The sequence below is a fragment of the Curvibacter sp. T50 genome (assembly GCF_057219955.1).
This window is the reverse complement of the sequence record NZ_JBXVVU010000004.1, coordinates 100,068-125,647: the sequence shown is the minus strand read 5'-3', so window position 1 is coordinate 125,647 and position 25,580 is coordinate 100,068. Positions and strand designations below refer to the sequence as shown.

Annotated in this window: 21 protein-coding genes; 7 read left to right on the top strand and 14 right to left on the bottom strand. The window is 65.3% G+C overall.

Features of this window, described 5'->3' with window-relative positions:
- Positions 1 to 63 precede the first annotated feature (63 nt).
- The 4 genes from AC2EBU_RS13855 (at position 64) to AC2EBU_RS13840 (ending at position 6,009) form a co-directional block, all read left to right on the top strand.
- Positions 64 to 2,313 carry a TonB-dependent receptor plug domain-containing protein gene (locus AC2EBU_RS13855; RefSeq protein ID WP_484611025.1) on the top strand — a complete coding sequence of 750 codons (2,250 nt, stop codon included), beginning with the start codon at positions 64 to 66 and terminating at the stop codon, positions 2,311 to 2,313.
- On the top strand, positions 2,313 to 2,900 hold the full coding sequence (locus AC2EBU_RS13850) for a YfiR family protein (RefSeq protein WP_484611024.1): 588 nt from the start codon (positions 2,313 to 2,315) through the stop codon (positions 2,898 to 2,900). Before AC2EBU_RS13855 ends, AC2EBU_RS13850 begins: the two co-directional genes overlap by 1 nt.
- The gene (locus AC2EBU_RS13845; RefSeq protein ID WP_484611023.1) at positions 2,897 to 5,302 is read left to right on the top strand and encodes an ATP-binding protein; all 2,406 of its coding nucleotides are present in this window, start codon (positions 2,897 to 2,899) and stop codon (positions 5,300 to 5,302) included. Before AC2EBU_RS13850 ends, AC2EBU_RS13845 begins: the two co-directional genes overlap by 4 nt.
- A gap of 128 nt (positions 5,303 to 5,430) precedes the next feature.
- A complete protein-coding gene (locus tag AC2EBU_RS13840; RefSeq protein ID WP_484611022.1) occupies positions 5,431 to 6,009 on the top strand; it encodes an NnrU family protein in 579 nt (192 codons plus the stop codon).
- 27 nt (positions 6,010 to 6,036) lie between these two features.
- Here the strand turns inward: AC2EBU_RS13840 and AC2EBU_RS13835 are convergent, their stop codons facing one another.
- From AC2EBU_RS13835 to AC2EBU_RS13820, 4 genes are all read right to left on the bottom strand, one after another.
- Positions 6,037 to 7,641 carry a GMC family oxidoreductase gene (locus AC2EBU_RS13835; RefSeq protein ID WP_484611021.1) on the bottom strand — a complete coding sequence of 535 codons (1,605 nt, stop codon included), beginning with the start codon at positions 7,639 to 7,641 and terminating at the stop codon, positions 6,037 to 6,039.
- A gap of 36 nt (positions 7,642 to 7,677) precedes the next feature.
- Positions 7,678 to 9,120 carry a coniferyl aldehyde dehydrogenase gene (locus AC2EBU_RS13830; protein WP_484611020.1) on the bottom strand — a complete coding sequence of 481 codons (1,443 nt, stop codon included), beginning with the start codon at positions 9,118 to 9,120 and terminating at the stop codon, positions 7,678 to 7,680.
- 190 nt (positions 9,121 to 9,310) lie between these two features.
- Positions 9,311 to 10,429, bottom strand: a complete 1,119-nt coding sequence (locus tag AC2EBU_RS13825) for a beta-ketoacyl-ACP synthase III (RefSeq protein WP_484611019.1) — start codon at positions 10,427 to 10,429, stop codon at positions 9,311 to 9,313.
- An 83-nt stretch (positions 10,430 to 10,512) separates the two neighbouring features.
- Entirely contained in the window at positions 10,513 to 12,696 is a 2,184-nt protein-coding gene (locus tag AC2EBU_RS13820) for a dehydrogenase (protein ID WP_484611018.1), read from the bottom strand.
- 209 nt (positions 12,697 to 12,905) lie between these two features.
- On the opposite strand from AC2EBU_RS13820, the gene AC2EBU_RS13815 reads away from it, so the two are divergent.
- Entirely contained in the window at positions 12,906 to 14,024 is a 1,119-nt protein-coding gene (locus tag AC2EBU_RS13815; RefSeq protein ID WP_484611017.1) for a 3-deoxy-7-phosphoheptulonate synthase, read from the top strand.
- 46 nt (positions 14,025 to 14,070) lie between these two features.
- On the opposite strand, the gene AC2EBU_RS13810 is transcribed toward AC2EBU_RS13815, so the two are convergent.
- The 9 genes from AC2EBU_RS13810 to AC2EBU_RS13770 all read right to left on the bottom strand — a co-directional run bounded on the left by AC2EBU_RS13810 (position 14,071) and on the right by AC2EBU_RS13770 (position 22,479).
- The gene (locus AC2EBU_RS13810) at positions 14,071 to 14,637 is read right to left on the bottom strand and encodes a DUF1254 domain-containing protein (RefSeq protein WP_484611016.1); all 567 of its coding nucleotides are present in this window, start codon (positions 14,635 to 14,637) and stop codon (positions 14,071 to 14,073) included.
- Between the two features lie 61 nt (positions 14,638 to 14,698).
- The gene (locus AC2EBU_RS13805) at positions 14,699 to 15,322 is read right to left on the bottom strand and encodes a DUF1214 domain-containing protein (RefSeq protein WP_484611015.1); all 624 of its coding nucleotides are present in this window, start codon (positions 15,320 to 15,322) and stop codon (positions 14,699 to 14,701) included.
- Positions 15,322 to 16,173 (bottom strand): SDR family NAD(P)-dependent oxidoreductase, encoded by an 852-nt coding sequence (locus AC2EBU_RS13800; protein WP_484611014.1) that lies wholly within the window; start codon positions 16,171 to 16,173, stop codon positions 15,322 to 15,324. Before AC2EBU_RS13800 ends, AC2EBU_RS13805 begins: the two co-directional genes overlap by 1 nt.
- Before the next feature lie 125 nt (positions 16,174 to 16,298).
- On the bottom strand, positions 16,299 to 16,562 hold the full coding sequence (gene infA / locus AC2EBU_RS13795) for a translation initiation factor IF-1 (RefSeq protein WP_484611187.1): 264 nt from the start codon (positions 16,560 to 16,562) through the stop codon (positions 16,299 to 16,301).
- 226 nt (positions 16,563 to 16,788) lie between these two features.
- A complete protein-coding gene (minE, locus tag AC2EBU_RS13790) occupies positions 16,789 to 17,049 on the bottom strand; it encodes a cell division topological specificity factor MinE (RefSeq protein WP_484611013.1) in 261 nt (86 codons plus the stop codon).
- A gap of 7 nt (positions 17,050 to 17,056) precedes the next feature.
- Positions 17,057 to 17,872: a septum site-determining protein MinD gene (gene minD, locus AC2EBU_RS13785; RefSeq protein WP_484611012.1), complete on the bottom strand. Its 816-nt coding sequence runs from the start codon at positions 17,870 to 17,872 to the stop codon at positions 17,057 to 17,059.
- 44 nt (positions 17,873 to 17,916) lie between these two features.
- On the bottom strand, positions 17,917 to 18,681 hold the full coding sequence (gene minC, locus AC2EBU_RS13780) for a septum site-determining protein MinC (RefSeq protein WP_484611011.1): 765 nt from the start codon (positions 18,679 to 18,681) through the stop codon (positions 17,917 to 17,919).
- 133 nt (positions 18,682 to 18,814) lie between these two features.
- Positions 18,815 to 21,505 (bottom strand): bifunctional acetate--CoA ligase family protein/GNAT family N-acetyltransferase, encoded by a 2,691-nt coding sequence (locus tag AC2EBU_RS13775; RefSeq protein ID WP_484611010.1) that lies wholly within the window; start codon positions 21,503 to 21,505, stop codon positions 18,815 to 18,817.
- 47 nt (positions 21,506 to 21,552) lie between these two features.
- Positions 21,553 to 22,479, bottom strand: coding sequence for a histone deacetylase family protein (locus AC2EBU_RS13770; RefSeq protein ID WP_484611009.1), 927 nt, complete (start codon positions 22,477 to 22,479; stop codon positions 21,553 to 21,555).
- A 398-nt stretch (positions 22,480 to 22,877) separates the two neighbouring features.
- On the opposite strand from AC2EBU_RS13770, the gene AC2EBU_RS13765 reads away from it, so the two are divergent.
- The gene (locus AC2EBU_RS13765) at positions 22,878 to 23,852 is read left to right on the top strand and encodes an alpha/beta fold hydrolase (protein WP_484611008.1); all 975 of its coding nucleotides are present in this window, start codon (positions 22,878 to 22,880) and stop codon (positions 23,850 to 23,852) included.
- Between the two features lie 84 nt (positions 23,853 to 23,936).
- Entirely contained in the window at positions 23,937 to 24,338 is a 402-nt protein-coding gene (locus AC2EBU_RS13760; RefSeq protein ID WP_484611007.1) for a nuclear transport factor 2 family protein, read from the top strand.
- A 36-nt stretch (positions 24,339 to 24,374) separates the two neighbouring features.
- Here AC2EBU_RS13760 and ubiM read toward each other — a convergent pair whose 3' ends face one another.
- A complete protein-coding gene (ubiM, locus tag AC2EBU_RS13755; protein ID WP_484611006.1) occupies positions 24,375 to 25,577 on the bottom strand; it encodes a 5-demethoxyubiquinol-8 5-hydroxylase UbiM in 1,203 nt (400 codons plus the stop codon).
- Positions 25,578 to 25,580: the final 3 nt, after the last annotated feature.

Genomic DNA, 25,580 nt, shown 5'->3' with positions numbered 1-25,580 from the left:
CACGCCCGCGTCCACGCTTGTTACCATCCGAGACGTCCTTTCCCGTGTCACCGCGAGGCCCCCATGCGTGCACATTTTGGTTTTTTACCCGTCTGGCTGGTGAGTCTGTCGGGGCTGACCGTGGCGACGCCCCTGTGGGCAGCTCACGGCCCCTCAGGGGATGTCGAACGGCTGATGCAGCTGTCCCTCAACGAACTGATCCGGACCCCGATCGTTACGGCTTCGCGGCGCAGCGAGTCACGCGACGAGACCGCCTCGCACATTGTGGTGGTATCGCAGGAGCAAATCCGCGAACGGCGCTACCGCAATCTGGCCGATCTGCTGGAGGACATGCCGGGCGTGGATTTCCAGCGGGGCACCAAATCGTCTCAGTACAACCAGTTTGTGGTGCAGGGCTACGTGGGCCCGAACAAGCTGCTGGTGATGCTGGACGGGGTTCGCATCGGACATCCCGCCGGCGGCAATTTTCCGGTGGCGGAGAACCTGGCCCTGCACGGCGCACGCCAGGTGGAGTTCGTGTATGGACCGGCGGCAGCGCTGTATGGCGCTGACGCGGTCGCCGGTGTGATCAACATCATTACCGATGCTCATGGGCTGCCGGATGGCCGGCAGCTGGAGCTGTCCGCTGGCCGTTTCGGCCAGCAGGAATTGCGCTTCTCCGGTCGATGGAGCCTGCCGGGCGAACTGCGCCTGAGTGCCGCAGGCCATCTGCAGTCGGCCGATCGGGCACCTCTGGACCACTTTTATCCGGCCGATTTCGCCCGCGTCGATGCGCGAACCACCAGCGGCACACTGGTGCGGGCGGCAAACGACCGCGAACCCTATGCCGGCCCCATCGCCAGTCACAGCCTGCTGGTGCGGGCCGACTGGGGGCAGGACCTGAGTGTGGCCTACCTGCGCCATGCCTTTCGCAGCCTCACCAGCACGGGCGATCCACCGGCAACGGCGCTGTATGACCCCGGTGCGCGCTGGCTCACGACCACCGACACGGTGTATGGCAAGGCACGCTACGCCTTGTCGCCCCGACTGGAGGGAGAGCTGGTACTGGACTACTCCCGCGCCGAGGTCGATCCGCGTTCCCGTTACGTGAACATTTACAACCATTTCACCGACGGTTATTCCTACACCTACGGGGAGCGTCTGGGCATCGAGCAGAACCTGCGCTGGCGATTGGGCGAGCGCCACGAAATGGTTGCCGGGGTCGGCTGGAGCCGCCATTCGGCGATTGAGGCCGCCTCTCTGCCGGCACCCTACAACACGGCTGCGGCACCGGGCGCCCAGGGCTTCGTCTATCCGAATACCTCACTTCCGATGGCGGTGCACCACCAGCGTTTCGAGAACTGGTCCGCGTACGGGCAGATGCAGTCGCGCTGGTCGGACCGGTGGTCGACAACGGCCGGCGTGCGGGTCGATCGTCACTCCATCTACGGGGAATCGGTCAACCCCCGTGTGGGCGCCATCTGGCGATTGACCGACGACAACCTGCTCAAACTGGCCTACGGAAAGGCGTTTCGCGCCCCGTCCCCGGAGGAGAGCCTGGGCAGTTTCGGCAATTTCGACGGCTCCCGGGACGCCAGCGGCCGCTTTGTCGGAACCGGTTTTCGTATTCCTAACCTCGATCTGCAGCCGGAAAAGGCCCGAACCCTGGGGCTCACCTGGGACTGGCGGCCGGGACCGCAGTGGCACCTGGTAGCCAACTGGTACGCAAGCCGGATCGACCACCTGGTCGTCACGCAGGCATCGGCCAACCTGTCGGCCATCCCCGGGGCCATTCTGGTGAACCCGGAAACCAAAGGCAACGCCGGGCATCAACGCCAGCGCGGGCTGGACCTGGCCGCCCAGTGGCGCTTCTCCCTGGGCGAGTCCTGGCGCGGTGAACTGTGGGGCAGCGCGAGCTGGATCCGCGGGCGTCTGGCCGAAGCGGACGCCATGGAGTGGGACATCCCGCTGGTGGCCGAGCACAAGCTGAAGGCGGGCCTGACCCTGCGCTGGCGCGACCGCTTCAGCGTCACACCCAAACTGGTCCGAACCGGCGATGTCACCAACGGACGCAAACGCCCGAGCAGCGTGCTTGCCCAGCAATGCACCACCACACCGACCATGCCGACACGTTGCACCACGGCCGGCGCCACGGTGGTCAACCTGCACCTGGGCTGGCACAAACTGTTCGACGGCCATGCGTCCCTGTGGCTGGACATCTACAACCTGTTCGACCGCCGCCATGACGCCGCTCATGGCTCGGCGAGCCGTACTTTCTATGACATGCCACAGCAGCCCCGCACCTGGGTGGCCACGCTGGAGTACCGATTCTGATGGCGCAGCCGCCGGTCGGAACCGCATGCGCATTGTCATGGGCTGGCCTCAGGCGGCTGCTCGCCCTGGCGCTGGCACTGGGAATGGGCTGCGGTGCGACGGTGGCGTCGGCCAATTCCCCTGTGGCCGAATACACGCTCAAGGCGGCGCTGTTGTTCCGGCTGCCCGATTTCGTCTGGGGCGCCGAAGCCAGTTCGCCGGGCAGCCAACCGTATTGCCTGTGCCTGCTGGGCACCGACCCCTTTGGCGCCATTGCGGATCAGCTGGCACGCACGACGCTGCCGGCCGGACGCAGCATGAAGTTCATGCGCATGGAGCCTTCCGCGCCCCTGACCGATTGCGACATGGTGTTCTTGGCCCGCAGTGAAAGTCGCCAGCTCGCCACGGTGTTGCGCCGGCTGGCAGGCACCAGGGCAGTCACGGTTTCCGATATCGATGGCTTCGCGCGCGCGGGTGGCATGGTGGAATTGGCGCTGGCCCCTGAAGGCCAGCATGTCAACCTGTTGATCAATCGGGGCGCGGCGGCGGACAAAGGGCTTAGCTTTCACGCTCAACTGCTGCGTCTGGCCCGGGTGGTGGGCCCATGACCGCGCGCTGGTTCGCCGAGATGTGGCAAGCCCCCAGCATCCGGTCGCGGCTGCGCCTGCTGTCCCTGTCCGTGCTGCTGATCACCGTGATGCTGGTGTTTGTCGTGATGCAGGAGCAGCAACGACGGCTGCTGCAGCAGGAGACCACCGAGTCGGTGACGGCACAAGCCCGGCTGATGGCCATCAACAGCCAGGCGGCGCTCGCGTTTCGCGACCGGCGCGAGGCCGGGCGCTTGCTGGCTGCGGTGGAAAGCAATCCGGCGGTGCTGCGTGCACGTCTGCTGGTGGGCTCCAGTGACCGGGTGTTCGCCCAGTATGTTCGCGGCAGCCATGTCGCCGTGAGCAACTGGCCGATCCCACCGCTGGGCGACGGATGGCGCGTGGACAACCGCCTGCTGACCGTGTGGGCCCCGGTGCCGGGCCAGGAAATCGAGCCGGCCACGGTGGAGCTGACCGTGTCTCTGGACGGCATGCGCCGTTCGCTGGAGCGGTCCGCCTTCGAGAGTGCGTTGGTCGTTCTGCTCGGTTTGCTCGTGACCCTGGGTCTGTCCAACTGGCTGGCGCGGCGGCTGACCGCGCCGTTGGAAAAGCTGGGCAATCTGGTGACCCGGGTCGCTGCCAATCCGGGCTTGACCGACCGGGTCGCGGTCGACGGTTTCGACGAAATTGCCCAACTCGCCCACGGCGTGAACGGGATGCTCGACACCTTGCGAACCCGCGACCAGGAGCTGGCGCAATATCGCGAGAACCTGGAGCAGCTGGTTCTGCAGCGCACGCGCGAACTGGAACGGGCCGTGGAAGCGGCGCGTTCGGCCGACCGGGCCAAAGGCGATTTCCTCGCCCGCATGAGCCATGAGATCCGCACGCCCATGAACGCCGTGGTCGGCCTCAGTCGCTACCTGCTGGATACGCCGCTGACGCCAAGTCAGCGTGACTACCAGGAAAAGGTGATCGGCGCGGCCGAAACGCTGCTGCGCCTGATCGACGACATACTCGATTTCGCGCGTATCGAGGCCGGCAAACTGAGTATCGAGTCGATCGCCTTCGATCTCAAGCGCCTGACGGAGAACGTGCAGGCCCAGCTGGAAGTTCGCGCCCGAGAGAAGGGACTGCGGTTTACCGTGGATATGGAGGCAAGTGTTCCGCAAATGCTGGTCGGCGATCCCCTGCGGCTGTCCCAGATATTGCTGAACCTGGCCGGCAACGCCGTCAAATTCACAACCCAGGGTGAGGTGTCGGTACGATTCATGTTGGGTACACAACCCCCGGAGGACAGCGATTCGAACGGCGTGTTGCCACTGCGGGTCGAAGTGTCAGATACCGGCCCGGGCATGTCGGCGGAAACCCTGGCCCACCTGTTCAGCCCGTTCGAACAGTTCGACGGCAGCATCACCCGGCAGCACGGCGGCAGTGGTCTGGGCCTGGCCATTTGCAAGCAGTTGGTCGAGCTGATGGGGGGTGTCATCGGCGTTGACAGCGCCCCGGGCCGGGGCAGCCGCTTCTGGCTGGAGCTGCCGCTGCGGCGCACGCCGCCAGAGGCAGCAGCGGCGGTGGGGCCATCCGAGATTCCGGATTTTGGCGCCATCGCCGGAGCGCGGGTATTGCTGGTGGACGACGTTCGCCTCAACCGTGAAGTCGCGCTGGCCTTCCTGCGGCGCACCGGCGTCGACGTTGAGGTTGCAGCCAGCGGCTCGGAGGCGTTGGCGAAACTGCAGGAAATGCCTTTCGACCTGGTGCTGATGGACGTGCAAATGCCCGATCAGGACGGCTGGAGCGTTACCCGGCAGATTCGTGCCGACCCGCGCTTGCACGACCTGCCGGTCATTGCCATGACGGCGCATGCGATGCCGGCCGACCGCGTGCGCAGCCGCGAAGCCGGCATGAATGATCATTTGAACAAACCCATCGTTCCGGCCCAGCTGTATGACGCCCTGCTGCGATGGATACCGCCCCGTCAAGGGGGGTCGGACGCCGAGGCCACCCCCCAGCGGGCGGTCCGCAACGAACCGGACACAGCCGCCGCCCCGGGGGACAGTTGGCTCAACGTGTTACAGGAGTCGGGGATCGACCCGGCCGTCGGCATGGGCTATCACATGAACGATGCCTTGTTCTACCAGGAGAACCTGCACGCCTTTGTCGAGGAGTTCGCAAACGCGATGGACACGGTACGCAATGCGCTGCGGGTCGGTGACCGCGATTCGGCCGCGCGCATGGCGCATTCGCTCAAATCCGCGGCGGCGACCATCGGGGCCATGGAAGTGGCAACGCTCAGCGCCCAGCTGGAGCGGGACCTTGTCGCCGGCCGGGATGGCGAGCCCGCCGCCGCGGAATGCGAACAACGACTGCAACGGCTGGCACAAGGCATCACCCCGGTGATGTCGCGTTTGCCGGCCGGGCACTGACGCGGGTATGCGGCTGTTTGCCGACGCTGAACGGGTGCACCCGGCCGATGTGCGGATTTGCACGGCGGAGCAGCGCCACGCCGGCTTCGTTTCTATGATGAACCCCTGAACAAACTCAAAGGCGCCCCATGAGCATCCTGTTGCTGGGATTGATAGTGTTTCTTGGTGTCCATTCGGTTCGCATCGTCGCGGAAGACTGGCGCACCCGGACGATCGCGTCCCGAGGGGTTGGCGCGTGGAAAGGCATGTATTCCGCGCTGTCGGTCGTGGGCCTGGGGTTGGTGGTCTGGGGATACGGCCTGGCTCGCCAGGAACCGGTGATCCTGTGGTCACCTCCGACGGGCATGCGGCATGCGGCGTCCTTGCTGACCCTGGTTGCATTTGTGCTGCTGACCGCCGCGTACGTACCGCGCAACGCGCTGCGCTTGCGGCTGCGCCATCCCATGGTGCTCGGCGTCAAGGCCTGGGCGCTGGCGCACTTGCTGTCAAACGGCTCCTTGGCCGATCTTCTGCTGTTCGGTTCGTTCCTGGTCTGGGCAGTTCTGAGCTTCCGGGCGGCCCGCCAGCGGGACCGTCAGGCCTCGCCGGCGGTGGTCAGCACCTCGGCACTGGCCACCGGTCTGACGCTAGTTGTCGGCATTGGCGCCTGGGTTGTGTTTGCGCTGTGGTTGCACGGGCCGTTGATGGGTGTGCGACCGTTCGGCTGACCTCGGGGCCACCCCGCCGCCGACCCTTCACGAACCTGCCCGGATCAGGTCGGCGGCTTTCTCGCCGATCACCATGGACGGCGCGTTGGTGTTGCCGCTGGTCAGCGCCGGCATGATGGACGCGTCCACCACGCGCAAGCCCTGCACGCCCTTGACGCGCAACCGCGCATCGACCACCGCCATCGGGTCGGAGTCCGGGCCCATCTTGCAGGTGCCCACCGGGTGGTATTCGGTGTCGCAGGTGGCGCGCAGAAAGGCCTCCATGGCCTTGTCGTCGTTCACGTCGACCGGGTGCAGGCGCTTGCCCCGGTAAGACGCCATGGCCTTGGCCTCCAGGATCTCGAATCCCATGCGCGCGCCCTTGATGGCGACGGCCATGTCGTCGGGATGGGTGTAGAAGCCGGGGTCGATGGCGGGTGCCTGGTGGGGGTCGGCGCTCTGCAAGGTGACGCTGCCGCGGCTCTTGGGACGCATCAGCGTGGTGTGCAGCGTGTAGCCGTGGCCCAGATGCGTCTTGCGGGTGTGGTCGTCGACGATGCTGGGCAGGAAGGCCAGCTGGATGTCGGGATGGTCAGGGTTGCCGCAGGTGGAAATGAAACCGTTGGATTCGGACACACAGGTGGTGATCCAGCCCTTGCGCTCTCTGCGCCACTGAAAGATCGCCTTGATGATTTCCCAGGCGCCGCGCACCGAAATGCCCACCGTGTCTTTCCAGCGCGGCGTGCGGTAGATCAGGTTGGAGGTGACGTGGTCCTGCAGGTTCTGGCCCACACCGGGCAGGTCGTGCAACACCGCGATGCCGTGTTGTTGCAGGTGCGCTGCGGGGCCGATGCCCGACAGCATGAGCAACTGGGGCGAGCCGAAGGCCCCGGCGCTCAGGATCACCTCCTTGCGGGCCCGGACCTGTTCGACCTGGCCGTCCCGGCGCAGCTCCACCCCGGTGGCGGTCTTGCCGTCGAAGACGACCTTGCGGGCGTGGCAACCCTTGAGCACCGTGAGGCTCTTGCGATCGGCATTGGCGTGCAGATAGGCCCGCGCGGCGTTCCAGCGCTCGCCGTTGTATTGCGTGGCCTGGGTGGGCGAGATGCCGAACTGCGAGGCGCCGTTGTAGTCGGGGTTGAGCGGAATGCCTTTTTCGACGCAGGCGGCCCGGAAGGCCTCGTTGGCCGGCGACGGGCTGCGCAGGTAGCTCACGTGCAGCGGGCCGCTGTTGCCGTGGTACTCGTTGTTGGAAAAACAATGGCTGTTCTCGGCGCGCTTGAACAGGGGCAGCAGGTCGGCGTAGCTCCAGCCGGGGTTGCCCTGCGCCGCCCAACCGTCGTAGTCGTTGCGGTTGCAGCGGGTGTACACCATCGCGTTGATCGAGCTGGAGCCGCCCAGCACCTTGCCGCGTGGCTGGAAGCCCTTGCGGCCGTTGAGCCCCTTCTGCGGCGTGGTGAAGTAGTGCCAGCTATTCATCAGGCCGAACGGCACCATGACGATGATGCCCAGCGGGGCGCGAACGAACACCGAGTGATCCTCGCCGCCGGCCTCCAGCACGCAGACGGTGGTGCCGGGGTCTTCGCTCAGCCGCCCGGCCAGGGCGCAACCGGCGGAGCCGCCGCCGACGATCACGTAGTCGAATTCCATCATCACAGCTCCTGAGGAAAAGGGGACGTCGCCAACGAACTAGCGGGTCAGGAAATCGAGGTAACGGGTCGCGAACTTCCCGTAAGGGGGCCAGAGAAACTTCACGGCACTGAAGGGCGCCTGGTAGAAAACCGGGCGCAGCTTGGAGAACGTGACGAAGCCCTCATGTCCATGATAGTGGCCCATCCCGCTTTCACCGACGCCGCCGAACGGCATGTCGTGTTGTCCGGTGTGCAGCACGATGTCATTGACGGTGACGCCGCCGGACATGACGCGGTGGATCAGGTCATGGACCAGCGCTTTGTCGTGGCTGAACGGATAAAACGCCAGGGGCCTGGGGCCGGCATTGATGCTGTCAACCACCTGATTGATATCGCTGTAGCCGATGAGCGGCAGCACCGGCCCGAAAATCTCGCGGGTGCGCAAAGCGCAATCGGCGGGCGCATCCAGCACGATATGGGGCGCAATCTTTCGGCTGGCTGCATCCCATGCCGGACCGGGAATCAGCTGAATCAGCGTGGCGCCCCGGTCACGTGCTTCCTCCAGCGCCTGCGTGATGCGCTGGAACGCCCGGTCATCGATGACCGAGGTGTAGTCCGGGGAATGCAATGCGGGGTACCGGGCCGAAACCACAGTTCGAGCGATCTCCACGAACTCGGCAATCCGGCCCTGCGGCACGAAGGCGTGATCGGCAGTGGTGCATATCTGGCCTGCATTGAAGTACTTGAAAAAAGTAATGCGCTCGACGGCGGTGCGCAGCGGAAAGTCGTCACAGACCAAGGCCGGAGCCTTGCCGCCGAGTTCCAGCGTGACCGGACACAGGTTCTGAGAGGCGGCCGCCATGACCGCCCGACCCGTCTGGCCGGAACCGGTAAACAGCAAGTGGTCGAACTTGAGCTGCGAGAACGCAATGCCAACGCCGCCGGTCTCGTCAAAAAACGCCAGCTTGTCGGCGGGAAAATACTTCGGCGCCAACTCGATCAGCAATCGGGCCAGGCCCCGCGAGTTTTCGGACATTTTGACCATGCAGCGGTTGCCGGCGGCGAACGCCGAAGTCAGGCCACCGAAACACAGGAAGATGGGAAAGTTCCAGGGCACGATGTGTCCCACAACCCCCAGCGGTTGCGGAATGACCCGATTGCGCGCGCCGAAAAAGTTCTTCAGGTCGATGCTGCGCCGTTGCGGTTTCATCCACTTGCGCAGGTTGCCGATCGCATGGTCGATGCCGTCGAGCACCCCATAGATCTCGGCAAACAGGGTTTCATGGCGCGAACGGTTGCCGTAGTCGGCGCTGATGGCGTCCAGGATGGCGTCGCGGTTGTCGCGAACGAAGGCCTTGAGCCGCAACAGATCATCCTTGCGCTGCGCACGGCTCGGATAGGGATTGGCAAGGTAGGCTTTGCGCTGCAGCGCCAGCGTCTGCTCGAGCGTTTCGCGCTGGGCCTCGGCGGACGCCGGGGTCGGGCTCACTGAATCTGTCATGTTCTCAACTCCGATGGATGCACGGGCGCGTGGGCGATCCGGTTCGGAATGCCCACGCGCCACAGAATCGGCGGAGATTAGCGGTTGGCCGGGCGCTTGGCTATCGTTTTGCGTCACACTGGAGTCAGATTCCCAAATCTGACCCGGGTTTACCCGGCAGTCGGCGCCCGAACTGGCCGGGCAAACGACCTCAGGTGCGGCGCACGACCACGCTGCCGATCGAGTAGCCCGCGCCGAACGAGCAGATCACACCCATGTCGCCGGCCCGGAAATCAGCGCTGTGGCGGTGGAAGGCGATGATGGAACCGGCCGAGGCGGTATTGGCGAACTCGTCCAGGATCACCGGCGCTTCTTCGGGCGTGGCGTCGCGGCCCAGCAGCTTGCGGGCGATGAGCTGGTTCATCGACAGGTTGGCCTGATGCAGCCAGAAGCGGCGGACCTGTGCAGGCGTGAAACCCAGGTCGGCCAGGTGGCTGGTCATGTGCTGCGCGGCCAGCGGGCAAACCTCTTTGAACACACGGCGGCCCTCCTGATAGAAGAGCTGGTCGCGGTCGTCGGGGTCGCGGTCTTCGGCGCGCGACATGAAGCCGGCGTTGTTGCGTATGGCATTGGAGAAACTGGTGAGCAGCCGGGTGCCCAGCACCTCCCAGGCACCGGCGGGCGCATTGTCCAGGCGCTCGACCAGGATGGCGGTGCAGACGTCACCGAAGATGAAGTGGCAGTCGCGGTCTTTCCAGGCCAGGTGGGCGGAGGTAATCTCGGGGTCCACCACCAGCACCGCGCGGGCGGCGCCGGATTTGACGGCGTTGACCGCCATCTCGATGCCAAAGGTGGCCGACGAACAGGCCACGTTCATGTCGAAACCGAAGCCCTGGATCCCCAGCGCGGTCTGGATCTCGACCGCCATCGCGGGGTAGGCGCGCTGCATGTTGGCCGCGGCGCAGATCACGCCATCGACATCGGCGGCGGTCTTGCCGGCGCGCTCCAATGCCTGCCTGGCAGCGGCGACGGCGATCTCGGCCATCATGGAGATCTCGGTGTCGGGGCGGGCCTTGAAGCGCGGGCGCATGCGCCGGGGGTCGAGCACGCCGTCTTTTTCCATCACATAGCGGCGCTTGATCCCCGAGGCTTTTTCGATGAACTCGACGCTGGACAGCGGCACCGGCTGGCGCGTGCCGGCAGCGATCTCGGCGGCGTGCGCGGCATTTTCCTGTTCGGCAAAGGCGTTGAATGCGACCACCAGTTCTTCGTTGGTGATGACGTGCGGCGGGACAAACAGCCCGGTGCTGCTGATGGCGACTGGAAACATGGCGTCGGTTCCGGCTGGGAAATGGTGACTCCACGGCAAACCGTGGATGCCGGATTGTCGGTCAGTTTGGCACGATCACGCGATCACGGCGCTTTCGGCCGGCTGGTCGGCCGGCGGGACTTCGGCGCCGCCGGTGCGGCGCTGCCCGGTGAAGCCGCCGCCCGGCGCTGGCGCGGTGCAGCCACTTTCCCAGCCGCGGCAGGCTTGCCTGACCCCTTGGCGGTGCCTTGCGGAAGGCGCCGGGCCCGCTCGGCCAGCGCGCGTTCGCGCACCTGCGCGATGTCTTCGTCGCTGAACGGCCCGTTGACACCCGAGATGGCCGCCAGCTTCATGCCATGTTTGAGGCCGAGCTTGTAGATTTCTCGCACCTTCTCCCACTCGATGGCGCGGCCGACGGTGAAGTTCTCGAATCGGCCCTCCAGCGCCAGAACAATGGTTTCCGCCAGGCAGGCGTAGGCTACCCCTTTGGGCAAACCGATGTTTTTCATGTGCACGTCACCGGGCATCTCGATTTCGCCGGATTCAATGACCAGCACATCCGGTCGTTTGGCCACCTCTTCCGGCGGCAGGTCCAGCGGCCGGGCCACATCGGTGATCACGCAGCCGGGTTTGACCTTCATGATGTCCAGCACTTTCTTGCCGGCACCGGAGGTGGCTGTGACGATCATGTCCATCTCCGCGATGTCCTTGTCGGCACGGGCCGACAGGAACAGATTCACACCCGGGGATTCCTTCAGGATCGATTCTTTCAGCGCCAGCAACTTGGCGGTCTCGGGCGAGACCAGGTAGACGTCCTGAGCAGCCCGGGCGAGCAGGCGGGCGCAGACCGAACCAATGGCACCGGTGGCACCGACCACCATGGCCTTGAACGGCACGCGCCCTTTCCCCTTGGGCGGCGGCAGCAGCCGCATGCGCAACATCGCATCGTGCGCGGCCCACAGCGCGCCGGACGCGCTGTAGCTGTTGCCGGTGGTGATGGGCAAGGGCGCGCGTTTGGCCACAGTGAGCCCGGCGTCGCCGACCACCTTGGTGAAAGCGCCCAGCCCCATGATCTGCGCGCCCAGGCGTTTGGCCATGGCGGATGCGTCCAGCAGGCGCTTGTAGGTGAACTCGGGGCTATGGGCCATGATCTCGCGGGGCGTGCCGCCGACGGAAATCAGCCAGCCTTCGGCTTCCACCCCAGTCGGCGACTTCACGCCGGTGACCCGCGAATAGACGAAGGGCGGCGCATAGGCCATGATTTTTTCCAGCGAGTTCATCATCACCGGTGGCGACACCTGCGACAACATCTCGATCGGTTTGACCTTCTTGAAGTACTCCTGCGACAGCGGGTGAATCACAAACGCAAACCGGTTGATCCGCTTGAAGCCGTTGGGGTAGAGCAGGCGAGGCTCGATGCCCAAGCCATTGATGATCTCCAGGTAATCGTCTTCCAGCAGGTCGGCCGGCTGCTTTTCGGTGGCCGCAACAATCATGGCGTCCATCAGAGCCGGGTCGAGCACGTGGCCTTCGAGCTCCGGGGCGCCGTCAATGATCAGGTGCACTCCCTTGTCCCGAAACGCCTCCAGCCGCTGGGCATTGACCGTGGTCGTGATGACGGTCTTTCCGGCCAGTTCCTCGAGACCGAAATCGTCCAGTTCATGAACCGGCGCGACCACCACGGTGGCCTTCTGCAAGGCTTTGCGCAGCACAAAACGGGTCCATTCCTTGACCGGGCCGGAGGCGATCACCTCCGGCGGCGTCCAGTCGGTGACGTAGTGCGCGCCGCTGGCGTACAGCTGCAGACCGTCCAGCGAAGTGAGCATCTTGGGCACCGCCAGTTGCTGCAGGGCATCGGCAAACTGGAGGTTTTCGGTCCACTCCGACAGGGTTACCGCCAGCTTGTAGTGGGTCAGCCCCGAGAAAAACAGCACCCGCTGGTTGTTGAAATAGTTGCCCAGATGAATCTGCGCATGTCGGACGGCCCATTCCTGGTAAATGTCGGCCAGACGCGCGCCGATGCTGCAGGGAGCCTTGCGCACCAGCGCGACCAGTTCGGCGCTTTCCTTTTCGATCAGGCGCGTTGTCCCGACCTTGTATTTGTCCTTGACGACACCCAGACCAATCGCGTCGGCCTTTTTGTCCCACTCGCGCAATAACTTGGCGGCACGGGTCTTGGAGCCATCGGTTCCGATGCGCTGCACCCGCATGCGCACACCCAGGAAGGTGGTGGTGAAGGAAAAATCCTGCTGGCTGGAGCCCAGACTGATGCCGATGACGTGTTTCATGGTGGGGGTCTCTTGCGACAAGGTGTATGCCGATTTCATTGTCACACGGGTGCGCTGGATGCAAGGCCGATTGGCGCAAACGAATCGCATTTCGCCGCCATCGGCGAAGCGACGGAATCGGTCCGGGGTTCCGCCAAGGGGTTAAAAAACAATAGCACAAGATGACCTTATTTCGCTGGGTATGGCAATTTTTGGCTGATAATCTGGCCATGATCACCCATGTACACCCCGCCCGGGCCGTCGCGACCCTGGACCACACCCGAATTGACGACACGCGCATCGGCGCCGTACGCCCCCTGATCACCCCGGCCCTGCTGCAGGAATGGCTTCCCGCGCCAGAGGCCGCGCAGGCGCTGGTTGAACACAGCCGGCAGGCCATTTCGAAGATTCTGCACGGGCAGGACGACCGCCTGATTGTGGTGGTGGGACCCTGCTCGATCCACGACCATGACCAGGCCATGGACTACGCCCGGCGCCTGAAGGCGGAGGCGGACCGGCTGCGCGACGACCTGCTGGTCGTGATGCGGGTGTATTTCGAAAAGCCCCGCACCACGGTGGGCTGGAAGGGCTACATCAACGACCCGCACCTGGACGGGAGCTTTGCCATCAACGAAGGGCTGGAGCTGGCGCGCCAGCTGCTGCTGGACGTGCTGGCGCTGGGCCTGCCGGTGGGCACCGAGTTCCTCGACCTGCTGTCGCCACAGTTCATCAGCGACCTGGTGAGCTGGGGCGCGATCGGTGCGCGCACGACGGAGAGCCAGAGCCACCGCCAGCTGGCCAGCGGTCTGTCCTGCCCGGTGGGCTTCAAGAACGGCACCGACGGCGGCATCAAGGTGGCGTCCGACGCCATCCAGGCCGCGCTGGCCAGTCACGCCTTTATGGGTATGACGAAGATGGGCCAGGCCGCTATTTTCGAAACCCGTGGCAACAACGACTGCCACGTCATCCTGCGCGGCGGCAAGACCACCAACTACGCCAAGGCGGACGTCGACGCGGCCTGCAGCCTGCTCAAGGCCGCCGGCCTGCGCGAGCAGGTGATGATCGACGTCTCGCACGCCAACAGCAGCAAGCAGCACCAGCGGCAGATTGCCGTGGCGGCCGAGGTGGCCGCGCAGGTTTCCGCCGGCGACACCCGCATTACCGGCGTGATGATCGAAAGCCACCTCAAAGAAGGCCGCCAGGACATCGTGCCCGGCCAGCCGCTGCAGCACGGCGTGTCGGTCACCGACGCCTGCATCAGCTTCGACCAGACCGTTCCGGTCCTCGACGGCCTGGCTGCGGCTGTACAACTTCGCCGCAACCACGCCAACCCCCACACTGGCGGCTGATGTCCAGGCCGTGCGGCGCCGGGCTGCGCGGTCTTGTGGTGGCCGGTCAGGCCAGCGGCGTGCAGCGCAGCGTGCGCCGGGCGGCCTCGACCGCCACACGCTCGGCGGCGTAGTCACCCACCAGCACCCGCATCAGCAGCAGGCCGCGTCCGCCCGGCGCCGTGACCCGCCGTATGCCCGCGGGGAGGGCAGCCGGCTCCGGGGTGTCCGGGCCCATCAGCAGAAGATCGACCGGCGCGCCGGCTGCCTGCCGATCATTGAGCACAAAGAAGTTGTCGGAATTGGCCGCGTAAAGCGCAATCGACCAGTAACCGGGCAGTTTCGGGTCCGCCTGGATACGCAGTGCCTGCCGGCGCACGTCGAAACTGCAAGTGGCGTACAGCAGGTCGGGGCTGGGCAACACCACGCGGCGCTGGGTGTGGTCGGTCATGGGCGGGAAATACACCACACCGGGCTCCCGCCCCTCGGCGGGTGCCGCCCGCGACAGCGCCGTCATGATGGCGTAGGGGATCGCCCAGACCACCAGCAGGTGCGCAAGCAGGGCCACCGCCGCCAGCACCTCGATGCGGACGTACCAGGGGCTGCGCAGGCTCAGGTATCGAAGCGGGCTCACTTGGCAAGCTCCATGCTTTTCATGGCGGTGCGAGCTTGCTTGCGGCGGTCCGGCGTGGCGCTCATTCGCAGGCTCCCAGGCGTTCAATGCCCGGAGCGGCCAGCGAGGCCGGATCGGCCGCCACGCCGGGTTCGGGGTTGTACAGACGCAGCGCAAAACTCAAGCCGCGATCGCCCGGCGTGGGCAGCCAGGCCACCGCCGATGCGGCATCCGGTGCGTTCGGACCACTCTCGAAAGCAAACTGGCCCTGGGCGCCCAGCGGTACGGTTCGCCCGTTGACGCTGTAGCGGCCACCGGGCGCATCGAACAGGAAACGGTCCTCCGCATAGGCCGTGATGCTCCACCATCGCGCCGGCGGTGGTGTGCCGCTGATCCGGTAGCGGCAACGCGAAAGCAGAGCCCGCCCGTCGCTGTCGGTGCTGGCCAGGAAATACAAGGTTTCGTTGCGATTGAGTGCCAGGAGTGCGCCCAGCGCCACCACGGCCCGGGTGTAAGGGTCGGCGTCGGTGCTACCCGCCAGTGTGCTGGTCCGCCACGGGCCGGCACCGACACCCCCACGGTCGAGCTGGCTGCGCACCACCAGCCAGGCCGATCCGGCACCGACGACAAGCGCCAGAACGTACAGCAGGACAACGACACCCCAGTGGGGCCGTTCGGGCGTGACAGACGCGGAATGGACGGCCATCAAGAGGCGTTCGCGTGCTGCCGCAGGCGACGTGCCAGCGCCGACAGCCAGGGCGCGGCGCGGGTCGGCCAGAGACGATAGATCACGTCACCGAGGCGGGCGTCGGCACCGATCAGCAGCCGCGTGCGCCGGTCTTGCATGGCGCGCACGATGGCCTGCGCCGCTTGCGGCGCGGTGGTGCGCGCGGCCTGATCGAACTGGGCATGCAGCGCCTGCGGCGTGTCGGCGACCGCTGAGATATCGCCCAGGCGGGCTTCCTGGCAAATGCGGGTCTGGATGCCGCCAGGGTGCACACACAACACACGCACGCCGCTGTCGCGCAACTCTTCGCGCAGCGCGTCCGAGAAGCCGCGCACCGCCGCCTTGCTGGCGTTGTAGATCGACTGGGTAGGCATCGACACCATGGCGAAGATGCTGGAGATATTGACGATCACCGTGTCTTCCTGGCGCCGCGCGCGGGCCTGCAACTGCGGCATAAACGCCTGACAGCCGTGGACCACCCCCCAGAAGTTGATGTTCATGAGCCAATGGGCATCGGGCATCGACAGGTTGTGCACCGGCGCCACCAGGCCGACACCGGCGTTGTTGACCACCCCATGGGCACCGCCCCAGGCCTGTTGCGCCGTGTCGGCCAGCGCCAGCACCGAGGCCCGGTCGGCGACATCACAGACCTGCGCCCGGCAGTCGGCGCCGGTGGCGCGCAGGGCGGCGACCACGGCGTCGAGTCGCTCGGCATGTACGTCGGCAAGCAGCAGCCGTGCACCCTGCGCCGCCAGTGTGTGTGCCAGCGCCTCACCGATGCCGGAGGCCGCGCCGGTGATCACAATGCCCTGACCATGGAAGGATCGCATGGCAAGCATTGTGGCACCGCCCGCGCCACAGTGCGCAGCGACGGAGAGCCCTCTGCGCGTCGCGCGCGGACACGGCAGTTCAGGAACCGGACCATCGCCCCAGTGGAGCGGCGATCGGGACGCGTTCAGCGATTGGTGGGTCGACGCGCCGCCGGCGCGGGCCCGCGTGATTCGAGATGGCGGAAGCTGATGCGGCCCTTGGTCAGGTCGTAGGGCGACAGTTCCAGCGAAACCCGGTCACCCGCCAGGATGCGGATGTGGTTTTTTTTCATTTTCCCGGCGGAGTAGGCGATGAGCTGGTGACCGTTGTCCAGCGTCACTCGAAATCGGGTGTCGGGCAGGACCTCGTTGACGACACCCATCATTTCGATCAGTTCTTCTTTGGCCATGGAGCAGATTCCTTTTCCGAGTTCTGCGCGATGGGGCAAGCCGCGATGCCACCGGGTGCGCCACACACCGCCGTCGAACAGCCAGTCGAAGGCGGCGGTCATACGTTTCTGCTCCGGCCTGCAGCGGCAGCGCAAAGCAAATCATCCCCAAACTACGGGAAAACCCGAAACTTTATCAGGGACTTGAATTTTCTGCCAGTCCCCGCCGGGGTGGTCGGGTCGAATTTCAGCGGCTGTCGGGCAGCTCGATCTTCACTTCCAGCACTTCCAGGTTGTCCTGGCGTTCGAGCTGGACCTTGATGTCGTCGGGATTGATCTTGATGTACTTGCCGATCACCGCCACCAGATCACGCTGCAGTGCGGGCAGGTAATCGGGCTCGGCGGCGCTGCGGCCCGCGCGTTCGTGCGCCAGGATGATCTGAAGCCGTTCCTTGGCGACGCTGGCGGTCTTCTTCTTCTCGCCCAGCAGGAAGGACAGAAAGGACATGCTCACTTCACTTTCTGCCGAACAGGCGCTTGAGCAGGCCGGGTTTGGCCGCGTCGATGAAGCGCAACGGCTTGTCGGCACCGAGGAAGCGGTCGACCACGTCGCCATAGGCTTCGGCGACATCGGTGCCCTTGAGGTGAATGGCCGGTGTGCCCTGGTTGGATGCCGTGAGCACGTTCTCACTCTCGGGAATCACACCGATGAGCGGGATGCGCAGGATGTCCTGAATGTCTTCCAGGCTCAGCATCTGGCCTTCGGCGACCCGGCCGGGGTTGTAGCGGGTGATCAGCAGATGCTCCTTGATCGGTTCCTTGCCCTCGATGGCGCGCCGGGTCTTGCTGCCCAGCATGCCCAGGATGCGGTCGGAGTCGCGCACGCTGGAGACCTCGGGGTTGGTCACCACCAGCGCCTCGTCGGCGTAGTGCATGGCCATCAGCGCGCCGGTTTCGATGCCGGCGGGCGAGTCGCAGACGATGTACTCGAAGCCCATGCCGGCCAGGTCGGCCAGCACTTTTTCCACGCCGTCCTGGGTCAGGGCGTCCTTGTCGCGCGTCTGGCTGGCGGCCAGCACAAACAGGTTTTCGCACTGCTTGTCCTTGATCAGCGCCTGGTTGAGGTTGGCCTCGCCATGGATGACGTTGATCAGGTCGTAGACCACCCGCCGCTCGCAGCCCATGATCAGGTCCAGGTTGCGCAGGCCGACGTCGAAGTCGATCACGGCCGTCTTGTGGCCGCGCAGGGCCAGGCCGGCGGCAAAGCTGGCGCTGGTGGTGGTTTTGCCCACCCCGCCTTTGCCGGAGGTCACAACAACAATTCGGGTCATTTCGAGTCCATCTTTCCAAAGGGCGCCGGGAGAAAGCCTCGGCTTCAGGGGTTGAGTGTTTCGAGGATCAGCCGGTCCCCGTCGGGGCCGCTGCGCAAGCGGATCTGGGCCGCTTTGCCCCGCACGTTGTCGGGCCAGGGGGTTTCGCTGGTGCGGTAGACACCGGCAATCGAGACCAGTTCGGGCTCCAGGCCCAGGGTAAAGATGCGGGCCTCGGCATCGCCCCGCACCCCCGCCATGGCTTTGCCTCGCAATGGTGCGTAGACATGGATGCTGCCATCGGCAATGACTTCGGCGCCCGCATTGACCATGGCCAGCACCACCAGGTCCCGGCCCCGGGCATAAACCTGCTGTCCGGAGCGCAAAGGCCGGTCGATGACCAGCGCCGACGACGGCGCCGCCGGCGCTGGCGCGACGGGGGCCACACTCGCCGCCGACGGGGCCGGTGGCGGCGGCAAATCGCGGGCATCGGTGGCAGCAACCAGACCGGCTGCGCGGGCCTGCTGCATCTGCGCCGCAGTTGCGCCGCGTACCGCAAGCGGTTCAAGCCGCCATTGCCGCAGCAGCGCCATCAGGGCAGCAAAGTCGATGGGGGGGGCGGCCGTGCCGTCTGCCGGCGGCGGCAGGTGGGACAGATCCAGCACCACCGGATCACCGTCAAAAAAATCCGGCGTGTCCGCCCAACGTTGCGACAGTTCCGCCGCAAGCGCGGCCAGATCGGCTGATTTGAGCAAGACGGCCACCAGCGGCAAAACGGCGCTTTTGATTTCGAAGGTGGCCGGCGTGGTTGCGGAGGCAGCGTGGGACATCAGCGGTTGGGGGAAAAGCGCGGCAGTGTAGCAGTGGGACGGGTGCCGGCAGCCCGGGGCGGCCTTCCCCGGGCCGGTTTCAGCTCTTTTATGCCGATACCCAGCGTAAAAAGGTGACTTTCAGCTATGAATATCAGAGTGAATGGGTGACCAGACGGAAGTCCGGGTCTTCCGCGAAGGACTTGATGGTGTAACCCAGGCTGGCCATCAGCTTGAGCATGGGGGCGTTGTTGGTCAGCACCAGACCTTCGATTTCGGACAGCCCTTTGTCACGGGCGACGTCCATGATGCTGAGCATCAGGCGTGAACCCAGACCTTTGCCGCCGAAATCGTCGGCCACCACCAGAGAGAACTCGCAACTGGATTTGTCCGGGTTGGTCACGTAGCGCGACACACCAACGATCCGTTCGGTTTCGGTGATTTCGCCATCCTCGGCGATCTTGCGCTCGCGCACCACGGCGACCAGGGCCATTTCGCGGTCGTAGTCGATCAGGGTGAAGCGCGACAACATCGCCGGCGGCAGTTCGCTGATGGACGAGACAAAGCGGAAATAGCGGCTTTCCGGTGACAGGTGGTGCATCAGGTCCTGCAGCATCTGCGCATCATCCGGGTGGATCGGGCGGATGGTGTATTCGCCGCCACCGCGCAGGGGCCATACCTGTTCATAACGCGCCGGGTAGGGCAGGATGGCCAGGTGGTTGTAATCACGCCCGCGGCCGTCGGTGGGCTGCGGCGCAGAGTCGATCAGGATGCGGGCGTCCACGGCCACGGCACCGGATTCGTCGACGATGATGGGGTTGATGTCCATCTCGCGCAGCTGGGGCAGTTCACAGACCATTTCCGAAACCCGCAGCAGCACCTGTTCCAGCGTGTCCATGTCGACGGCGCTGGCACCGCGCCACTCGCCCAGGGTTTCGGACACCCGGGCGCGGTCGATCAGCCGGCGCGCCAGGAACTGGTTCAGTGGCGGCAGTTCCATGGCCCGGTCGTTGATCAGCTCGATCATGGTGCCGCCGGCCCCGAAGGCAATGACCGGACCGAACGGATCGTCGGTCACCAGACCGATGTAGATTTCACGTCCGCGGCGCTGGCGCGCCATTTTCTGCACCGTCACGCCGTTGATGCGGGCGCCCGGCTGCAGGCGGGAGACCTGCTGCATCATGTCGTTGAAGGTATCCCGCACGGCCACCGCATTGGCGACATTGAGCGCCACGCCGTTGACGTCGGACTTGTGGCTGATATCGGGCGAATCGATCTTCAGCGCCACCGGGAAACCCAGTTGCGCAGCAATCATCATCGCCTCATTGGCGCTGCGGGCCAGGATGGTCTGGGTTACCGGGATATGGAAAGCCGACAGCAGCGCTTTCGATTCCATTTCGGTCAGTACCTTGCGGCGTTCGGCCAGCACACTTTCGATCAGCAGCCGGGCCCCTTCGATATCAGGCTGCGCCAGCGACGACAGCGGCGGCGGCGTCTGCTGCAGCAACTGCTGGTTCTGGTAGAAGCTGGCAATGTTGCCGAACGCCCCGACGGCAGCCTCCGGGGTGCGAAAAGTCGGGATCAGCGCGGTGGCGAGCACCGCACGGGCTTCACCGACCGACGCATCACCCATCCAGCAACTGATCAGCGGTTTGCTCAGCCGTTTTCTCAACTCGGCCATCGCCTGGGCGACCGCCGTGCCATCGATCCCGGCCTTGGGCGAGAACACCACCAGAATGCCGTCGATCTGCGGGTCGCTGCCGGCGGCATCAATGGCGGCGCGGTAGTGGTCCGCACCCGCTTCTTCGGACAGATCGATCAGGTCAGTCAGCGAGGCCAGTGGTGGCAGTTTCTCGCGCAGGGCGCCCGCCACCTGGGGTGACAGACGTCCCAGTTGCAGGTGGATTTCACTGACCCAGTCGGCCGCCAGGACACCAGGACCACCACCGTTGGTGATGATGGCCAGCCGTTTGCCGACCGGGCGATAACGCGACGCTAGGCATTTTGCGGCGGAGAACAACTGCACGAAGCTGCGCACCCGCACGGCACCAGCTCGCCGCAATGCCGCGTCAAACACCTCGTCACTGCCCACGATGGCTCCGCTGTGGGTTCTGGCCGCTTCATTGCCGGCCTGTTTGCGGCCCGCCTTGAGAATCACCACGGGTTTGGCATTGGCGGCCGCGCGCAGCGCGCTCATGAATCGGCGTGCGCTGGAAATCCCTTCCAGATAGACCACGATGCTGTGGGTCTGGGCGTCCGAGGCCAGGAAATCCAGCACCTGGGCGATGTCCACATCGGTATTCGGCCCCAGGGAAACCACGGTGGAAAAGCCCACCCCGTTCTGGCGCGCCCAGTCCAGGATCGAAGAAGTCAGTGCCCCCGACTGCGACACCAGCGCCAGGGGACCGACCGCCGCCAGCGCGCCCGCAACACTGGCGTTGAGCAGGGCACGCGGCCGCTGGATACCCACACAATTGGGGCCCAGCAGCTGGATGTCATAGCGCCGGGCGAGTTGCTGCAGATCAGCGGCCTGGGCCGCCGAAATGCCTGAGCTGATGATCAGCGCGGCGCGGCAGCGGATGCGACCGGCCACTTCCAGCGCGGCCATCACCTCGTCGCCGGACAAGGCGATGATGGCCAGGTCGGCCCGGGTCTGGGCCAGATCGGCCAAGGTGCCGCTGGTGTGGATGTCCAGGAAAACCAGCGTACCGGAAAAGCGCTGGGCGGTGAGGGACTGGACCAGCGCCCGGGCATGGGCGGTCTGGGTTTCCGGTTCGTCGATCCGGCCGGCAAAAACAGCGATGGTTTCGGGGGAAAAAAGCGGTGTGAGGTAATGCTTGTCCATTCACATACCCGTCCGGACTCTGCAGCCTGGCGGGCACCAGTTGTCCGTCAGTCGGCGCCAATCAGCACCTTGACGTGGGCCGCGACGCTGCGCGCCAGCGGGCTGAGTACATAACCACCTTCAAGGCACGATACCACGCGACCGTGACTGTGGCGGGCGGCCAGGGCAACCAGTTCCCGGGTGACCCATTCATAGTCGGCTTCCACCAGTCCGAGGTTGCCCATGTCGTCTTCCCGGTGGGCGTCGAAACCGGCGGAAATGACCACAAGTTGTGGTTTGAAAGCCTCCAGGGCCGGCAGCCATTCGCGCACCACGGCTTCGCGGAACTTGTCCCCCCCGGAGCGGCTGGGCAGGCCGACGTTGACCATGTTCGGGCCCTTGGCCTCTTCGCCGTTGAAGGGGTACAGACCTTTTTCGAAGATCGAGCACATCAGCACCCGTTCGTCGCCCTTGAAGATGTCTTCACTGCCGTTGCCATGGTGGACATCGAAGTCGATCAGTGCCACCCGCTGCAGACCGTGCACATCCAGCGCATGGCGGATGCCGACGGCCGCGTTGTTGAAAAAGCAAAAGCCCATCGCCGCATCATGTTCGGCATGGTGGCCCGGGGGGCGCACATTGCAGAACGCGGTGGATGCCTTGCCGGCGATGACCAGATCGACCGCATGGACCGCCGCACCAGCGGCCCGGCGAGCCGCTTGCAGGGTGTGGGGGTTCATGTTGGTGTCCGGATCCACATGGTGATAGCCCTCCGCCGGGGAGGCTTCGAAGATCTCGCGGACGTATAGCGACGAATGGGCCCGACCGAGCTGCTCTTCGGTGGCCAGTGGCGCGTCGTACGGAATCATGTAGTCGAGCAAGCCTTTGATCAGCAGGTGATCGGTGATGGCGCCCAGGCGTTCCGGGCATTCGGGGTGATGGGGGCCCATTTCGTGGCGGGCACAGTCGGGATGGCTGATGAATGCGGCTAACACGGTTTGTCTCCGATTGTAGGAATTCAGGGGAAACCCTAATTCTGGTTCCGAGAACCCCTCATTTTCTTGATCTGAAGCAAATCCGGGCCAGTGGGCTTGAGGCCGGCGGACTGCCGCGCGACCGGAATTTTTCCCTGGCTGTTGTTCTTAAAGGTTTCTATCACTGAATAGTCGTAGTAGTAGAGCGCCCGCATGGGTGGGGACAAGCCTTCATTTCCGTTTCGTGACAAGGGGTTGCCAACGGGGTAAGGCTGTGTTGCAGGCGTCCGGGAGGTGCACGGCCTTTCTGGATAAGTCGGCGGCGGCATGGCAGTCTGTGGACAAGTGGTCATTTGTCCGGCTTTTATCCACAAGTTTGTGCTTTGACGCCCGGCCCTCGGTGGCCTAGAGTCGCGCGCATGAAACTGTTGTGGAAATCGTTGGCCCTGGTATTGGGGGCGGTGGTGTTTTTTTCCGGAGCCGCGGTGGTGGCCACCTGGGCTCCAGACCAAACGGTTCAGGCGCTCAGTGTTCGCTGGGCGAATGCGCCGTCCCGGTTTGTGCCGGTGGGACCGTTGTCGGTGCATCTGCGCGACGAGGGGCCGCGCAGCCCGCCCGGCGCCGAGGCGCCCTTGCCACTGGTTTTATTGCACGGAACGTCGGCCAGCCTGCACACCTGGGACGGGTGGGTTGCGGCGCTGGGCCGGGAGCGCCGGGTGATCCGCTTTGATCTGCCGGGTTTTGGCCTCACCGGGCCGGATCCGGCGCATGACTACCGCATTGACCGATATGCGCAGTTTGTGCTCGCGACGCTGGATCAACTCGGTGTGCGGCGCTTTGCGCTGGCCGGCAATTCGCTGGGTGGACAGATTGCCTGGACCACGGCATTGGCGGCGCCGGATCGGGTGGCGGCGCTGGTGCTGGTCGATGCCAGCGGCTATCCGCTGGAGCTGGATCCGTCTTCCGACAACGTGCCCATCGGTTTTCGCATCGCTGCGACACCGGGGCTCAACCGGGTCATGGAATGGACTTTGCCCCGTGGCCTGGTGGAGTCCAGCGTGCGCAATGTGTATGGCGACCCGACCAAGGTGACGCCGCAACTGGTCGACCGATATTTCGAGCTGACCTTGCGCGAGGGCAACCGGGCGGCCCTGGCGCACCGTTTGCAGCAAGGGTATACCGGCCCGGTGGAACGTCTGCCCGAGATTCGCCAGCCGACGTTGATCCTCTGGGGGGGCCGCGATCGCCTGATCCCGGTGGCGATGGCCCATCGTTTTGCCCGGGATATCCCTGGCAGCCGCCTGGTGGTGTTCGATGATCTGGGCCATGTGCCCCATGAGGAAGACCCGCCGCGCACGGCAGAGGCGGTGCGCGGCTTCCTCGCGGGTCGCTGAGGGGATTTTTTGGTGTTTTTGGCCAATAGCCAGCGAAAAATGGTCGCTTTTCGCTATGTTTTTTGATTGATCACAGGAGTTCGCATGGAGCTTCATCCCATGGATCGGTGGCATGCGGTTGTGCGCGGCCGCGACAGCGCCGGTCTTGACGCGCTGTTGGCCGACGACGCGGTGTTTCTTTCCCCGGTGGTGCATACCCCGCAGCGGGGCAAACGACTGACCGCGGCCTATCTGGCGGCGGCGTTTCAGGTACTGGGCCAGCCGTCGTTCCGTTATGTGCGCGAGATACGGGGGCCTTCGGACGCGATGCTCGAGTTCGAAACCGAGCTGGACGGCGTGGTGGTCAATGGGGTCGACATCATCCGCTGGAATACCCAGGGCCAGATCACCGAGTTCAAGGTCATGATCCGTCCGCTCAAGGCGATCGAGCGGGTGCATCAACAGATGGCGGCGATGCTGGCAGCCCGCCAGAGCGCGGGCGGGTGACGTCGGACGGACAGGCGCCGGCGAGCGCAGCGGTGCTCAGTGCGCGCCGGTCAGGGAGGCCGCGACCGCCCGTTTGAAGGGGGTGAAACGTTCACCCAGGCGCAAGGCGGCACTGCGCAGCAGACGTGCCGGCGGTGTCTCGTCGGTGTACAGCCGGGTGATGAACTGGGTGGCCAGGTACAAGGGACGCGTGGCGCGGCGGTGGGTCTGTTCGTAGCGGGCCAGATCCGCAGGGTTGGCAATGTCGCGGCCGCTGGCATGGGCGGCGCGTACCAGTCCGGCCAGATTGTCCAGGCCCAGCAGGCCGAAGTTGAAACCGTGGGCCGTGACCGGGTGCATGCCCACGGCGGCATCGCCCACACACGCAAACCGGGTGGCGACCAGCTGGCGCGGGTACACCGCCACCAGCGGATAGACATGGCGGGTGCTGAGCAATTGCATGGCACCCAGACGCTGGTGGAAACGTTCGGCCATGGCGCGATTGAAATCGGCGGCGGGCTGCGTCAGCATCGGGTCGATCTCCTGGCTGGGCAGTGTCAGAACCACGGAAGACCGGTGTTGGCCGCTGGCCGGATCGGGATTCATGGGCAGCAGCGCCAGGGTCTGGCCGTGATCGAACCATTCCCAGGCGGCATGGTCATGGGGCGCGTCATGGGTCATCACACACACCAGCATGCTGCGCCCGAAATCATGCAGATCGGCGGCGATTCCCATGGCGCGTCGGGTCGCAGAGAAGCGGCTGTCGGCCGCCACCAGCAAGCGCGCGCGCAACTCGCGGCCACTGGCCAGTCGGACCTGGGCCAGGTCGCGGTCGGTGTGAACGCCGTTGACACTGTCGCCGGTGATCAGGGTGATGTCCCCGTGGGTGCTGCGGGCTTCAGCGACAGCAGCGTAGGCGGCGCGGCGGATCAGGTGGTTCGATACCAGCCAGCCCAGCTCGGCATGGCGTGACAACTGATGTCCGATCACCATGGCAAACGGGGAGGCGCCATTGAGCACCCGGGCATCGCGCAGGGGCGACAGATCGGCCGGATCGAAACGTTCCCATACGCCCAGCCGGCGCAGCAACTGGGCCGAGTGCTGGGTCAGCGCAATTTCCCGGCCGTCAAAGGCGGGGTCCTGGAGCGCCGGTTCAGGCTGCGGCTCGATCAGCGCGATTGACAGACCAGAGCCGGACAGGGCCCGTGCAAGACACAACCCGGCCGGGCCGGCGCCGGAGATGAGAATGTCGTAGTCCATGAC